The organism is Methylorubrum suomiense, assembly GCF_022179765.1.
GTDB lineage: Bacteria > Pseudomonadota > Alphaproteobacteria > Rhizobiales > Beijerinckiaceae > Methylobacterium > Methylobacterium suomiense.
Map to the genome: position 1 here is coordinate 403,039 of NZ_BPRE01000001.1, position 12,263 is coordinate 415,301.

Sequence of the window (12,263 nt, forward strand, 5' to 3'; positions counted from 1 at the left end):
CCCGTCGAGAGCAGGGCCGTTGGGTTGGAGCGAAGGCCGAGATGCTGGGTTGTGGCCTGCCTGATGGCCTTGGCCATAGCCCGTTCGGAGGCAGCGCCGATGCGGGATTCGGGTTCGATCGAGGCACCGGGCCCCGCCGGGCCGCTCGCGGGAACGGTGTCGGGACCCGCCGACGCCGATGGCCCCGTCGTCCTCATCGTTCCGGGCTCAGGACCGACCGACCGTGACGGCAACAACCCGCTCGGTATCCGGGCATCGCCGTACCGCCTGATCGCGGAGGGGCTGGCCGCGCGCGGGATCAGGAGCGTTCGCGTCGACAAGCGCGGCCTGTTCAGCAGCGCGCGCGCCGTCCCGGACGCCAACGCTGTCACCGTCGAGGATTACGCCGCCGACATTCGGACTTGGGCCGCCGCCATCCGGGAGCAGATGGGAACGCCGTGCGTCTGGGTACTGGGGCACAGCGAGGGTGCCCTGGCCGCGCTGGTCGCCGCCCGGCAAGGGGCCGACCTCTGCGGGCTGCTGCTCGTCTCGGCGATGGGGCGCAAGCTCGGCGACGTGCTCCGCGCGCAGATCGCCGGCAACCCTGCCAACGCACCGATCCGCGAACGCGCCGAGGCCGTCATCGCTCAGCTTGAGGTCGGGCAGCGGGTGGCATCGGACGACATCGATCCAGCCTTGCAGCCGCTGTTTCGGCCCGAGATACAAGGCTTCCTGATCAGCGCCTTCGCACACGATCCCGCCGAACTGATCGCGACCACTCCGGGACCGACCTTGATCCTCCAGGGTCTGCGCGACATCCAGGTCGGGCGGGCCGACGCGGAACGTTTGCACCGGGCGCGCCCCGATGCCGAGTTGGTCCTTCTCCCGGACACGAACCATGTCCTGAAGCGCGTCGCGTCCGACGATCAAGCGGCCAATGTTGCGACCTATGGGGAGCCGGACAAACCGCTCGCTGCCGGTGTCGTGGATGCCCTCGCGGCGTTCATGCGGCGACCGTGGAACGGACGCTGAGGGTCGACCTCGGTTTCCACAACGGTCGCAACGATCCGGCTCTCGCCCCTTCTCCCTCCCTCACGTGTGATTTCGCCGCCGGAACCCGCCTGACCGCCTCCCGTTGAGCCGGAATTGCAGCGAACCCGGCATCGGTCGGAGGGAAGCGGGACAATCATGGGTCGTTTTTCCAGCAAGGTCGTGCTCGTGACGGGCGCCGCTTCCGGCATCGGCGAGGCCACGGCGCGCCGCTTCGGGCAGGAGGGGGCCAAGCTCGTCCTCGCCGATCTGAACGAGGACGGCCTGCGCAAGGTCGCGGGTGAGATCGGCGCGGAGGACACGCTCGTGCACGCCGCCGACCTGTCGAACGCGGATCGCTGCAAGGAGCTGATCGCGGCGGCGATCGACCAATTCGGCCGGCTGGACGTGCTCGTCAACAATGCCGGCAAGGATCATCTCGGCAAGGTCGACGAGGGCGACCTGAAGGACTTCTCGGTGGTGATCGAGACCGACCTCTACGGCGTGTTCTACATGACCCGCTTCGCCCTGCCGCATCTGCGCCAGAGCCGGGGTTGCATCGTCAACGTCTCGTCGGTCTCCGGCCTGGGCGGTGACTGGAACCACAGCTTCTACTGTGCCGCCAAGGGCGCGGTGACGAACTTCACCCGCGCGGTCGCCCTGGACGAGGCGAAGAGCGGTGTCCGGGTGAACGCGGTAAATCCGTCCCTGGTCTACACGCCCTTCACCGCCGGCATGCAGGACCAGCCGGAACTCGTCGCCAAGTTCGAGGAGCGCATCCCGATGGGCCGCGGCGCCAAGCCCGACGACATCACCGGCGCCATCGCCTTCCTGGCGAGCGAGGATGCGCATTTCATCACCGGCGTGAACCTGCCGGTCGATGGCGGCCTCTCGGCCTCCAACGGGCAGCCGGCGCTCAGCTGAGACGGCTCTCACACAGAGGAGCGCACGATGTTCCCGGGCCCGGTTGGTCCGGGCGCGTCAGGCGGCGCCGTGCAGGTGGCCGGCGTGCCAGTCGGCGAGCGCGTCGAGGGTGACGACCCCGCCCGGCCACGCGACGCCGTGCAGGTGGGTATGGGGCGCTCCCGGCTCGCCGAGATCGGAGACTGCCGAGAAGGCACCGTCCAGCGCGTGGCTGTGGGTGTAGCGGCTGCGGGTGGCGAGCACCGGCAGGCCGGCGCCGAGCGCCGAGCGGATGCCGGCGGCCGAATCCTCGAAGGCGATGGCTTCCGACGGATCGATGCCGAGGCGGTGGACCGCGAGGGCGAAGATGTCGGGAGCAGGCTTCTTCTGCGCCGCCTCGTCGCCCGCCGCGATCACGTCGAACGGATGGGCACCGGGGAAATTGAGGCGGAGCAGCAGGTCGATGTTCGGCCGACTCGTCGTGGTGGCGACGGCGAGCCGCACGCCACGCTCCCGCGCCTGACCGACCAGCCGTCCGATTCCGGGCCGCAGCCCGAGTTGCCCGCCCTCGGCAAGCTCGCCGTAATAGTAGGTCTTGAGGTCGTGGATCTCCGGCAGGCGAGCCTTCAGCGCCTCCGCCTCGTCCGGATGGAAGCGCTCGATGTAGTGGACGAGGCGCTCCTTGCCGCCCATCACCTTCAGGAGATCGGCGTAGAATTCCGGCGACCAGTGCCAGGGCAGACCGAGGGTCTCGAAGGCACGGTTGAAGCCCTGCCGGTGGAGGTCTTCGGTTTCGGCCAGGGTCCCGTCGACGTCGAAGATCAGGGCCTTCAGCATCGCGCGCCGTCCCGACCGGTGGCCGTCTCCGCCGCCGCGCGGATCGCCGCAACGTTCGCCGCGTAGGCGGCCGGGCCGCCTTTGAAGGCGGCGGAGCCGGCGACCAGGATGTCGGCGCCGGCCGCGGCGGCGGGGCCGGCGGTCTCGGGTGTGACGCCGCCATCGACCGAGATGCCGATCGAGCGGCCGCCCACGAGGGCCTTGACCCGGGACACCGTCTCCAGTGCCGAGCCGATGAAGCTCTGGCCGCCGAAGCCGGGATTGACCGTCATCACCAGCACGAGATCGACCATGTCGAGCACCGGCTCGATCATGGCGGCGGGCGTGCCGGGATTGAGCGCCACGCCCGCGCGCTTGCCCAATCCCCGGATCGTCTGGAGCGAGCGGTGGAGATGCGGACCGGCCTCGGCATGGACGGTGATCGCGTCGGCGCCCGCCTCGGCGAAGGCGGCGAGGTAGGGATCGGCCGGCGCGATCATGAGGTGGACGTCGAAGAGCTTGTCGGTCCAGGGCCGCAATGCCTTCACGATCGCCGGACCGAAGCTGATATTCGGCACAAAGTGTCCGTCCATCACGTCGAGATGGATCCAGTCGGCCCCGGCCTCGGCGATGGCCCGCGTCTCCTCGCCGAGGCGCGCGAAGTCGGCGGCGAGGATCGAGGGTGCGATGAGGGTCATGGGCAGGCTCTGGCAGGCTCGGAACGGGCGCGGTGCGGCGGCTCGGGACGAGACACGCCGTCCGGGGGACGGTCACCCACGAAGAGTCTAGGGCGACCGGCGGCACGGATGTAGTGGACTTTCGCGCCGATCGCACGGGCGGCGATCGCGGAACATCTGGCGTCCTTAGCCCAGCGGGTCGGCGCGGGTGAGGCCCGATGGCGATCTCTTCGTCATGAGTTCCCGATAAAGCCGTCTCCCCGACGCCGCGCGGCGCGTCTCGTGTCGGTCGGGCCGGGCGTGGACGGAGCCGGGTCGCGCACCCGATCCAATCCGCATCCTGCCGCGTTGAGCGAGGTGGAAGGCATTGCCGCGCCGCGGCAGAAGACACACGGAACAGGGATCGGGACGAACCGGATGAGCGAGCCGCGGGAGATCGAGTTGAAGCTGGAATGCGAGGTGTCCGACATCGCCCAGCTGCAAGACCATCCGCTGCTGCGGGAAGCCTCCGAGCGCGGCGAGGCACAACTTGCCTCGGTCTATTACGATACGCCGGACCGGGCTCTGCGGGCGGGCGGTCTCGGTCTGCGGGTCCGCCGGATCGGCGACCGCCATGTCCAGACCCTCAAGGGGGAGGGCGACGGCCTGTTCGCGCGGCCCGAATGGGAGCACCCGATCGCGGGCGCGCAACCCGATCTCGGGCTGTTGGCCGACACGCCGCTCGCCGACATCCTCGAACGGGATGCCGTGCTGGAGCCGCTCTTCACCACCGCCGTGACGCGCAAGACCTTCCTGGTGCGGCAGGGCAGCTCCACGATCGAGATCGCCCTGGATGTCGGCCGCGTCGAGGCGCCCGCCGCCGGGGACAGGATCGCACCGATCTGCGAGATCGAGCTGGAACTGAAGGACGGCGAGGCCAGCGACCTGTTCGCCCTGGCCCACGCGGTCGGCGCCCTGGTCCCGGTGCGGCTCGGCGTGCGCACCAAGGCCGAGCGGGGCTACGCCCTGGCGTCCGGCGACATCGATCGCGTCCACAAGGCGGAGCCGGTGCCGCTGCGGGAAGAGGCGACCGCCGCCGACGCCTTCCGGACCATCGCGCATGCCTGTCTGCGCCACATGCGGCTCAACGAGGCGATCCTGCTGGAGCGGCGGGACGCGAGCGCGCTCCACCAGATGCGGGTGGCGATCCGGCGCCTGCGTTCGGCCTTCTCGCTGTTCGGCGACTTGGTTGAGGACGCGATGGGCGAGCGGCTGCAGGCCGACCTGAAGCGGATGACCGAGCCGCTGGGACGCGCGCGCAACCTCGACGTCTTCCTCAGCACGACCCTGCCGGCCGAGCGGGAGCGCCATCCCGACGAGGTCGGCCTGCTCGGCCTGGAGCGGCAATTGGAGGAAGCGCGCGGCAAGGCCTATGCCGAGGTCGAAGTTCTGCTCGATTCCGAGGCGTGGCGCTCGCTGTTGCTGGATCTGATCGGCTGGATCAATGCCGGCCCCTGGCTGCGGGACGAACGCGGCGACCGGCCGGTGCGTCGCGACGAGCCGGCCCGCGACTTCGCCGACCGCGAACTCGACCGCCGCCGCCGACAGGTGAAGAAGCGCGGCCGCCATCTCGACCGCCTCAGCCCCGAGGAACGCCACCGGGTGCGGATCGCCGCCAAGAAGCTGCGCTACGGCGCGGAATTCTTCGCGACGCTCTATCCCGGCCGCAAGGCCGCCCGGCGCCACGCCGCCTTCGGGAAGGCGCTGTCGGGCCTGCAGGACCAACTCGGCGCCCTCAACGATATCGCCACCGCCCACGACGTGGTGCGCGACGAGGTCGTGCGGGAGGGCGGCATCGAGGCGGGCGCCTCGACCCTGTTCGCTGCCGGCATGACCGCCGCGGATATCGAGGCCCGGAGCGCGGATCTGCTCGAGCAGGCCGCGGAGGCCCATGCGGAACTGATCGATGCCAAGCCGTTCTGGCGCTGAGCGGCGACCGGGCGGCAAGCCCCGCGCCGGCCGCATTCGCCGGGAGCTCGGCACCGGATGGCGCACAATCGGGTTTTGCCCTAGTCGGATCCGGCTGAAGGAGGCGGGCCGGTTCCGTCATCCAGCGAACCACCTGTGATGCGTTTCGAGATCGAGCGGAAGTTTCTGGTCGTCGATGACGGCTGGAAGGCGGGCGTGATCGGCCGGCGGCGGCTGACGGACGGCCTGATCGGGCAATTCGAGAACGGGAAGGTGCGGGTGCGGCTCGACGACGAGCGCGCCTTCCTCACCGTCAAGGGCGAGCGCAAGGGCCTCGGCCGGCCGGAATTCGAGTACGAGATCCCCTGGGCGGACGGGGAGGCCATGCTGCGCCTGGTCTGCGACACCTGCCTGATCGAGAAAACCCGCCACCGGGTGCTCCATGGCGGCCTCGTCTGGGAGGTCGATGTCTACGGCGGCGCCCTCGCCGGCATGATCCTGGCTGAGGTCGAACTGGAAGAGGAGGCGCAGGCCTTCTCCACCCCCGGCTGGCTCGGCCGGGAGGTCACCGCCGACCCGCGCTTCCGCCAATCCACCCTGCTGCGTCTCTCTCGCGAGGCGGGACGCACGGTGACCCTCGATGAGGTTCTGTCCGCCGTCCTGTGAGGTCACCGCGACATCGCAGCCTGGAACGGCGCCGGCCGGATGCGGTTGCCCGGTCTCACGCGACAAGGAGATCCGCGATGTCGAAGCATCTGAAGACGGACACGCCGACCGATGCCGACCTGAAGGGCAATCCCGGTATCGGCCAGTCCAGGGGTCTGACCGGAACCGACCCGGCGGATCTGGAGGCCGACTCGACGTTCGAGGGCGATGTGGAGAACGAGACGACCCCGGAAGGCGGCGTCGATCCGGATCACCGTGGGCGCAAGAATCCCTGACCGCTCAGGAATCCCCGAGGACGTTCGAACGCGCCCCGGGGAACAGTGACGCTGCCGCGGCGTTCGCGTCGCGGCGGCTGTCCGCCTTGCTTGGCCGAGCCGCCCGGCAGGACGCGAGACGACGGTTCGCCACCCTTCCGGCGGGGGCGACGAGACGACACGTGCAGCAGAACCAGGAGGAGGATGGGAAGGCGGCCGAGCCGGACGATTCCCTGTTCCGGCGCTTCATCCCGGAGATCGACCATCGGACCACCGGCGAAGTGCTGGCCCATCCGGGCTTCGCGCAGATGCGGCCCGTCTACATCGCCACCACGATGGCGCATTACGAACTCACCGTCCTGCCGGGCCATTGGCAGAGCACCGCGGGCCGCGTCGCCGCCCTCGGCGCCATCGTCTGCAACGATGCCGTGTTCGATCCGGCGGATCGAGCGACGTGGCCGACCCTCGCGCGGTTCAAGCAATCCGTCTCGGTGTTCGGCCTCACCAGCCCGCGGCAGATCGACGAGATCGTCGCCCGCCTCGTCGCGACGGGCTACCTCACGATGGAGCGCTCGCCCGCGGACGGGCGGGTGCGCCTGCTGCGCCCTACCGCAGCCCTTCTGGCCTGGGACCGCGAGGTCCTCGCCGCCTATTACGGTGCGCTCCGGCTGCTCTATCCCGAAACCGGATACGGGCTTGCCCTGACCCGCGATCCGGCCTTTCAGCGGGCGCAGCGCGGCGCCTCCACCACGATGTTTCCGGTCATCGGGCGCTTCCTGGCGGCCAATACCGACCTCCTGCCGTTCCATTCCATGAACAACGGCGTGCGGGTGTTGCTGCTGCTGTGGGAAGCCACCCATACCGCCCCCACGGCGCCAGTGCGCGAGGGCGATCTTGCCGGGCTGCGGCCACGCTTCGGCTTCTCCCGCTCGCATGTCCGCAACGTGTTGGCGGCGGGGGAGGAACACGGCCTCGTCGCTCGCGCCGCCCGGACCGGTCTTGGCCTGACGCCGCGGGGCATGACGGCCCTCGACCGCTTCATCGCCGACACGTTGTCCTCGCACGACATGACCTACCGCATGGCGCTGCAGGCGCTGGAGGCAGCGCCGCTGCGGGCCTATGGCTGAGCGAGCGGGTCGGGCACCGCCGCCGTAGCGGGCACGCCGGCGCAACGGCCCTCCAGCCGGGCGCGGAACTGCGCTTCCGCCCGGGCGTCGGCCTCCCCCAGGATCGACATGTGATCCCCGGGGATGAGGAGAAACTCGGCCTGCGGGCCCGCCGCGTCGGCGAGACGGCGGGCGAGCTTGGCCGGCACCACCGGATCCTCCACCCCCTGGACGATTAGGACCGGCTCGGTGCGGCCGGCGATGCGCTGGTCGGAGCGGTAGGTATCGGCGAGCAGCCAGCGGCTCGGCGCGAACGGAAACCGCAGATGGACCAGATGGCTCAGCGAGTCGAACGGCGCTTCGAGGTAGAGGCCGAGATGGGGCGCCCGCTCCGCCACAGCGACGGCGACCGCGGCACCGAGGGAATGGCCGTGCAGCAGGATCGGGGCGCCCGGTGCCCGCTCCGCGGCCGCGATATAGGCGGCCACCCCGTCGCGGATCAGGCCGTCCTCGCTCGGACGGCCGGTGGAGCCCGGATAACCCCGATAGGTCGGCGCCAGGATGCCCCAGCCGCCCTGTCGCCACACCCCTTCGGAGAACCGTTGGGCATGGGGTTCGGGGATCGAGGCATTGCCGTGAAAGCTCACCACGACGCCGCAGCCTGGCCGCGGTGCACGCCAGAGCGCGTGCAGGCTCTGGCCGTCCGAGGTGCGGAGGGTGATCGTCTCGGTTCCGGCGACCGCCCCGGCGACGGACGGCGTCGCCATCCATGCCCCGGGATAGATCAGCCGCCTCTGCCCCAGCGCGAGCGACAGGACGACGAGGCCGTAGAGGCCGGCAAGGGCCAGAACGATGAGGCCGAAGAGGCGCATGAACCCGAGGCTGCAACGGACGCATCATGAATAATGCGTACGGTTAGCGATGGGTAGGGGCACTCCCGCAAGAGTGACCGGCCGCGGCCTCCATCGGCCGCGTTCGATGTGTCGGCTCAGTGCCGGACGGCGGCGAGACGGGCGGCGGCGGCGTGCAGGCCGGGATCGTCCCGGGGACCGCTGAGGGCATAGGCTGTGTGGCCGTTGCGCCAGTAGGCGGTGGCGCCGTCGCCCGAGCGCGCCACCGGCTCGCTTCCCTCGGGAACGATCGCGCCGTTGCTGCGCTTGGCGAAGAGCGAGAGTTCGCCGAGATCCTTGGTCTCGATCTCGATCTCGACCCCCGTGCCGTGCCGACCGGGGAAGATCTGCACGTCGCGGACGACCCAGCCGTTCGGCATGTCCGGGAGATCGACCCCCGTGGCGGCTTCAAGGTCGGCCGTGTCGTAGGCTGAGGTTGCCCGCTGCGAGACCGCGCGAGCACGGATCTGCACCGCCTCGCGCGCCTGCTGCGCTTCCTCGGCCAGGGCAGGATCGATGGGCGAAGCGATGGAGTTCGGCACGCCGAAGGTCCCGATTTCGGTATGCGCCAGCCAGCCAGCTCCCACCAGCACGACGATGGCGGCGGCACGGCGCAGACGGTTGCCGACCCGCTGCCAGGCCAGGGCGCGGTCGATGCGGCGGGCGCCGGAGCGCAGGCGCTCGGGTCCGTTGGTCGTGGGCTCGGCGAAGGCCTCACGCAGGGCATCGCGATCGCGCAGATCCGCCATCACGACGACGGCGTCCTCCGGATGGCGCGCGAGATGGGCCTCGACTTCGACGCGACGCATCGGGTCGAGTTCGCCATCGATATAGGCAATGAGATCGGTTTGCGTGATCGGGTCGACCATCAGCCCACTCCGATTGTCCTTTCTGCCAGCCAAGACTTTCGACCTTCTGGCTCGATGCCTCTCCTGAGCCCGCCCCCCACCTCCGAGGCGCGTCGCCCGCTCATACTCGGTAAACGCCGGTTCAGGCCGCGCTTTCCCGACCGACAAGGCGCAATCGCGGCGGCCCTCGCTCGGAAGGTTCGTCCGAGGCACTCGCCGAGCCGCGGGACTTGCGGCTCCCTTCCTCGAAGGCCCGCAGGGCGGCGCGACCGCGGCCAAGCCGCGACATCAGGGTGCCGATCGGAATGCCGAGAACATCCGCGGCATCCGCATAGGCCATGCCTTCTAGAGTGACGAGGTGGAGCGCGGCGCGCTGCTCCTCCGGCAGGCTCTCGAAGGCCTTGCGGATCTGCATCAGCCGCACCTGCCCCTCCTGGGCCGGCGGGGCCACGTCGTCGGAGAGCTGCACCAGCACGTCGGCATGCCGGGCCTCGACCCGCTTGCGGCGCTGCTCGTCAATGAAGACGTTGTGCAGCACCGTCATCATCCACGTGCGCAGATTGGTGTCGGGCCGCAGATTCGCCCGGGATTCGAGCGCCCGCACGAGAGTGTCGTGGACGAGGTCGTCCGCCTTGATCGCATCCCGCGTGAGCGAGCGGGCGTAGCGCCGCAACGGCACGAGGAGATCGACGATTTCGGGGCGTTTCGAGCGCATGCGATCTGGCACCATGTCGAGTTAACGCGGGCGCCTTCGCCTTTAATCCGCGTCGGCTCCACCGGACCGAAGCGATGTGCGCCAGGTCACATGGATGGACGGTTCCGCCAACGGGGGGAAGCCCGATGTGGCCGAGGCGACGGGATGAGACGGATAGACGATCGCCGACCCTCGGGACGGTCGACAAGGCCGGGAATCGACGAGCCTGATCGCGCCGTTTGCGGGCCACCAGCCTCGCACTTCGCTCTCAGGTCGCAGCGGGGTTCATGAAGATTGCCGTCACGGGCTGCCGGGACCGGGGGGTTAGACGCCCCCACGCCGCGCGCCGTGTCTCTGCCCGCTTGCGAGCGAACCTTCATCGTCGCGGAGGCTACGTTCGGGTCCCACGGGGACGCCACAACGGAAAAAAGCCGATCCCGGCCGGGGGCCGGGATCGGTCTGCGTCGTGAACGGCCTTACTCGTCGCCCGGCTCGAAGGTCTCGGGCTGGGTCGCGGCGGCGCTCGCCACCGGGGTCGGCGCCTCGATGGTCGAGGGCACATTCACGCCGTCGCGCTTGTAGATGTCGTCGCGGAACTGGACCGTACCCTCCGGGGTCGCCCAGGCGGTGATGTAGGTCCAGTAGACCGGCACGGGCTGGGCGAGGCGGGCATCGATGCGCTGGCCGCCCTCGACGGCGCGCTCGACCGCGGCGCGGTCCCAGCCGGGCGTGTCCTTGAGAAGCCACGTGATGTACTCGCGCACATTCTGCACGCGGACGCAGCCCGAGGAGATGAAGCGGAAATCGTCACCGAACACGCCGCGGGTGTTCGTGTCGTGCATGAACACGCCGTAGGGGTTCGGGATGTTGATGCGCACCACGCCCATCGAGTTGAAGTCGGCGCCCGAATCCTGGCGGTAGGTGTAGCGGGTGCCCTCGTCCGAGTTCCAGTTCACGGAACGCGGCGAGATCTCCTGGCCGCCCGAGAGGATGCGGATCTTGTTGTCCGACAGGTAGTTCGGATCCTTCTGCATCTTCGGGATGAGGTCCTTCTTCACGATGGAAGCCGGGACCGTCCAGGTCGGGTTGAAATTGATCTCCACCGCCTTGGTGTTCATGATCGGCGACTGCCGGTCGATCTTGCCGACACCGGCCGCATGCAGCGTCACGACCTGACCGTTCTCGACCGTCTGGACCAGGGCGGCCGGAATGTTGGTGATGACGAAGCGCCGGCCGAGATCGCCCGAATAGGAGCGCAGGCGGATCACGTTGGTCTCGAGCTGGCGCAGGCGGATGTCGGCGGGCACGTTCATCGCCGCCTGGGTCGCCGGGCTCATCTGGCCGGTCTGCGACAGGCCGTGGCGGGCCTGGAAGCGCTTCACGCCGGCCGCGACGTAGGAATCGTAGACGCCCGCGCCGCCGGCATTGGCGTCGAGGTCGCCCGTCACGATCAGGCGCTGGCGGACGGCGGCGACCGCCACACCGCGGGAGCCGATGCGCAGGCCGGCCGCGCCGGAGACCGGCTGCCAGCCGCCGCGGGCGACGATGGCATGATACTTCTCGGCCATCGCCTCGGTGGCGGCGACCGTCTGCGGCGACAGGATCGGCGTCGAGGACCGGGTGACCTGCATGGTCGAGGGCGAGGAATAGTCCTGCGCCCATTCGGCCTGGGCGAAGCCCGGCTCGCGGGCGGAAGCCGGCCCGGCGAGGAGCGTGGCGGCCGCGAGGGCGAAGGCGAGGGAGCGGGTGGGGCGCGCGGTCTGCAGCATCGATCCGGGGCTCTGGATGAAGGTGCGGTTCGGTCGGATCGGCAGGGACAACAGTCCCGCCAAGTCCTCGTGCCGACGTTGTTGCGGTCTCAACGTTAAGAAGCCATGCCGTTCCGGGCCATATTGTGGCGCCGCGGGTGTCGTGGCGCACGTGGCTCTCGCCCTGACGCGCGCGGGCCACGCGGCTCGGTCCCCCGCCGACCTTGGAGCACCGCGAATCCGCTGGCGGCCCGCACGCGGCTGCTCTACTTCTCGGCTCATGCCGACGAAGAGCCGCGACCGGACGGGATGCGCGCCGCGCTGCCTGCGCGCGCTCACGGCCGTCGTCGCACTTTACGCGCTGGTGCTCCAGGCGCTGCTCGGCGGCATCGCGACCCTGCCGGTCGCGGGCGCGCCCGGCCTTCTCTGCGCCGCTGCGCCGGACAGGACCAACAAGGCCCCGGACGGCAAGCCCGTCCCGGGGGCGTTCCACGCCGCCTGCTGCACGGCGGCGGGTCATGCTCCGTCCGCCGCCCCACCGCCCGCCGCTGCGGGCTTCGTCGCCTGGACGGCGGAGAACGCGGCCTTGCCCGGCTGGCGGGGCCGCACGGCGCAGGCATCCCGCGCCTCGCCTCTTCGACTTGCGGAGGCCCGCGCGCCTCCGCTCGCCTGACCGCGACCGCTCCCGGAAGCCGATGCCGCCCGC

The 12,263-nt window shown here is 70.1% G+C and carries 13 protein-coding genes; 7 read left to right on the top strand and 6 right to left on the bottom strand.

Features of this window, described 5'->3' with window-relative positions; genetic code table 11:
* Nucleotides 1-99 precede the first annotated feature (99 nt).
* Together MFF26_RS01915 and budC are read left to right on the top strand one after the other, a co-directional pair.
* The gene (locus MFF26_RS01915; protein ID WP_137829535.1) at nucleotides 100-1,011 is read left to right on the top strand and encodes an alpha/beta hydrolase; all 912 of its coding nucleotides are present in this window, start codon (nucleotides 100-102) and stop codon (nucleotides 1,009-1,011) included.
* A 156-nt stretch (nucleotides 1,012-1,167) separates the two neighbouring features.
* Nucleotides 1,168-1,932 carry a meso-2,3-butanediol dehydrogenase gene (gene budC / locus MFF26_RS01920; protein ID WP_137829534.1) on the top strand — a complete coding sequence of 255 codons (765 nt, stop codon included), beginning with the start codon at nucleotides 1,168-1,170 and terminating at the stop codon, nucleotides 1,930-1,932.
* A gap of 57 nt (nucleotides 1,933-1,989) precedes the next feature.
* On the opposite strand, the gene MFF26_RS01925 is transcribed toward budC, so the two are convergent.
* Both MFF26_RS01925 and rpe read right to left on the bottom strand, forming a co-directional pair.
* On the bottom strand, nucleotides 1,990-2,748 hold the full coding sequence (locus tag MFF26_RS01925; RefSeq protein ID WP_137829533.1) for an HAD-IA family hydrolase: 759 nt from the start codon (nucleotides 2,746-2,748) through the stop codon (nucleotides 1,990-1,992).
* Nucleotides 2,742-3,425 (bottom strand): ribulose-phosphate 3-epimerase, encoded by a 684-nt coding sequence (gene rpe, locus MFF26_RS01930; RefSeq protein ID WP_137829532.1) that lies wholly within the window; start codon nucleotides 3,423-3,425, stop codon nucleotides 2,742-2,744. The genes MFF26_RS01925 and rpe overlap by 7 nt, the downstream gene beginning before the upstream one ends.
* Before the next feature lie 396 nt (nucleotides 3,426-3,821).
* Between rpe and MFF26_RS01935 the strand changes: the two genes are divergently transcribed.
* The 4 genes from MFF26_RS01935 to MFF26_RS01950 all read left to right on the top strand — a co-directional run bounded on the left by MFF26_RS01935 (nucleotide 3,822) and on the right by MFF26_RS01950 (nucleotide 7,398).
* A complete protein-coding gene (locus MFF26_RS01935) occupies nucleotides 3,822-5,372 on the top strand; it encodes a CYTH and CHAD domain-containing protein (RefSeq protein WP_238307413.1) in 1,551 nt (516 codons plus the stop codon).
* A gap of 138 nt (nucleotides 5,373-5,510) precedes the next feature.
* Nucleotides 5,511-6,017, top strand: a complete 507-nt coding sequence (locus MFF26_RS01940) for a CYTH domain-containing protein (RefSeq protein WP_137829530.1) — start codon at nucleotides 5,511-5,513, stop codon at nucleotides 6,015-6,017.
* A gap of 77 nt (nucleotides 6,018-6,094) precedes the next feature.
* Nucleotides 6,095-6,292, top strand: coding sequence for a hypothetical protein (locus MFF26_RS01945; RefSeq protein ID WP_137829529.1), 198 nt, complete (start codon nucleotides 6,095-6,097; stop codon nucleotides 6,290-6,292).
* A gap of 161 nt (nucleotides 6,293-6,453) precedes the next feature.
* Nucleotides 6,454-7,398, top strand: a complete 945-nt coding sequence (locus MFF26_RS01950) for a MarR family transcriptional regulator (protein ID WP_137829528.1) — start codon at nucleotides 6,454-6,456, stop codon at nucleotides 7,396-7,398.
* Here MFF26_RS01950 and MFF26_RS01955 read toward each other — a convergent pair.
* The 4 genes from MFF26_RS01955 to MFF26_RS01970 all read right to left on the bottom strand — a co-directional run bounded on the left by MFF26_RS01955 (nucleotide 7,389) and on the right by MFF26_RS01970 (nucleotide 11,578).
* On the bottom strand, nucleotides 7,389-8,249 hold the full coding sequence (locus tag MFF26_RS01955) for an alpha/beta hydrolase (RefSeq protein WP_137829527.1): 861 nt from the start codon (nucleotides 8,247-8,249) through the stop codon (nucleotides 7,389-7,391). The two genes, MFF26_RS01950 and MFF26_RS01955, sit on opposite strands and share 10 nt — an antisense overlap.
* Nucleotides 8,250-8,365: 116 nt before the next feature.
* Nucleotides 8,366-9,136 (bottom strand): anti-sigma factor family protein, encoded by a 771-nt coding sequence (locus tag MFF26_RS01960; RefSeq protein ID WP_137829526.1) that lies wholly within the window; start codon nucleotides 9,134-9,136, stop codon nucleotides 8,366-8,368.
* A 121-nt stretch (nucleotides 9,137-9,257) separates the two neighbouring features.
* Nucleotides 9,258-9,830, bottom strand: coding sequence for a sigma-70 family RNA polymerase sigma factor (locus tag MFF26_RS01965; RefSeq protein WP_137829525.1), 573 nt, complete (start codon nucleotides 9,828-9,830; stop codon nucleotides 9,258-9,260).
* A gap of 455 nt (nucleotides 9,831-10,285) precedes the next feature.
* Nucleotides 10,286-11,578 carry a L,D-transpeptidase family protein gene (locus tag MFF26_RS01970; protein ID WP_137829585.1) on the bottom strand — a complete coding sequence of 431 codons (1,293 nt, stop codon included), beginning with the start codon at nucleotides 11,576-11,578 and terminating at the stop codon, nucleotides 10,286-10,288.
* 259 nt (nucleotides 11,579-11,837) lie between these two features.
* On the opposite strand from MFF26_RS01970, the gene MFF26_RS01975 reads away from it, so the two are divergent.
* Nucleotides 11,838-12,230 carry a hypothetical protein gene (locus MFF26_RS01975; RefSeq protein ID WP_137829524.1) on the top strand — a complete coding sequence of 131 codons (393 nt, stop codon included), beginning with the start codon at nucleotides 11,838-11,840 and terminating at the stop codon, nucleotides 12,228-12,230.
* Nucleotides 12,231-12,263 lie beyond the last annotated feature (33 nt).

Coding starts and splice junctions, on each gene's coding strand:
- MFF26_RS01925 (WP_137829533.1), bottom strand. CDS start 2,748: ATGCTGAAGGCCCTGATCTTCGACGTCGACGGGACCCTGGCCGAAACC.
- MFF26_RS01975 (WP_137829524.1), top strand. CDS start 11,838: ATGCCGACGAAGAGCCGCGACCGGACGGGATGCGCGCCGCGCTGCCTG.
- MFF26_RS01935 (WP_238307413.1), top strand. CDS start 3,822: ATGAGCGAGCCGCGGGAGATCGAGTTGAAGCTGGAATGCGAGGTGTCC.
- MFF26_RS01915 (WP_137829535.1), top strand. CDS start 100: ATGCGGGATTCGGGTTCGATCGAGGCACCGGGCCCCGCCGGGCCGCTC.
- budC (WP_137829534.1), top strand. CDS start 1,168: ATGGGTCGTTTTTCCAGCAAGGTCGTGCTCGTGACGGGCGCCGCTTCC.
- MFF26_RS01940 (WP_137829530.1), top strand. CDS start 5,511: ATGCGTTTCGAGATCGAGCGGAAGTTTCTGGTCGTCGATGACGGCTGG.
- MFF26_RS01970 (WP_137829585.1), bottom strand. CDS start 11,578: ATGCTGCAGACCGCGCGCCCCACCCGCTCCCTCGCCTTCGCCCTCGCG.
- MFF26_RS01945 (WP_137829529.1), top strand. CDS start 6,095: ATGTCGAAGCATCTGAAGACGGACACGCCGACCGATGCCGACCTGAAG.
- MFF26_RS01960 (WP_137829526.1), bottom strand. CDS start 9,136: ATGGTCGACCCGATCACGCAAACCGATCTCATTGCCTATATCGATGGC.
- MFF26_RS01965 (WP_137829525.1), bottom strand. CDS start 9,830: ATGCGCTCGAAACGCCCCGAAATCGTCGATCTCCTCGTGCCGTTGCGG.
- MFF26_RS01955 (WP_137829527.1), bottom strand. CDS start 8,249: ATGCGCCTCTTCGGCCTCATCGTTCTGGCCCTTGCCGGCCTCTACGGC.
- rpe (WP_137829532.1), bottom strand. CDS start 3,425: ATGACCCTCATCGCACCCTCGATCCTCGCCGCCGACTTCGCGCGCCTC.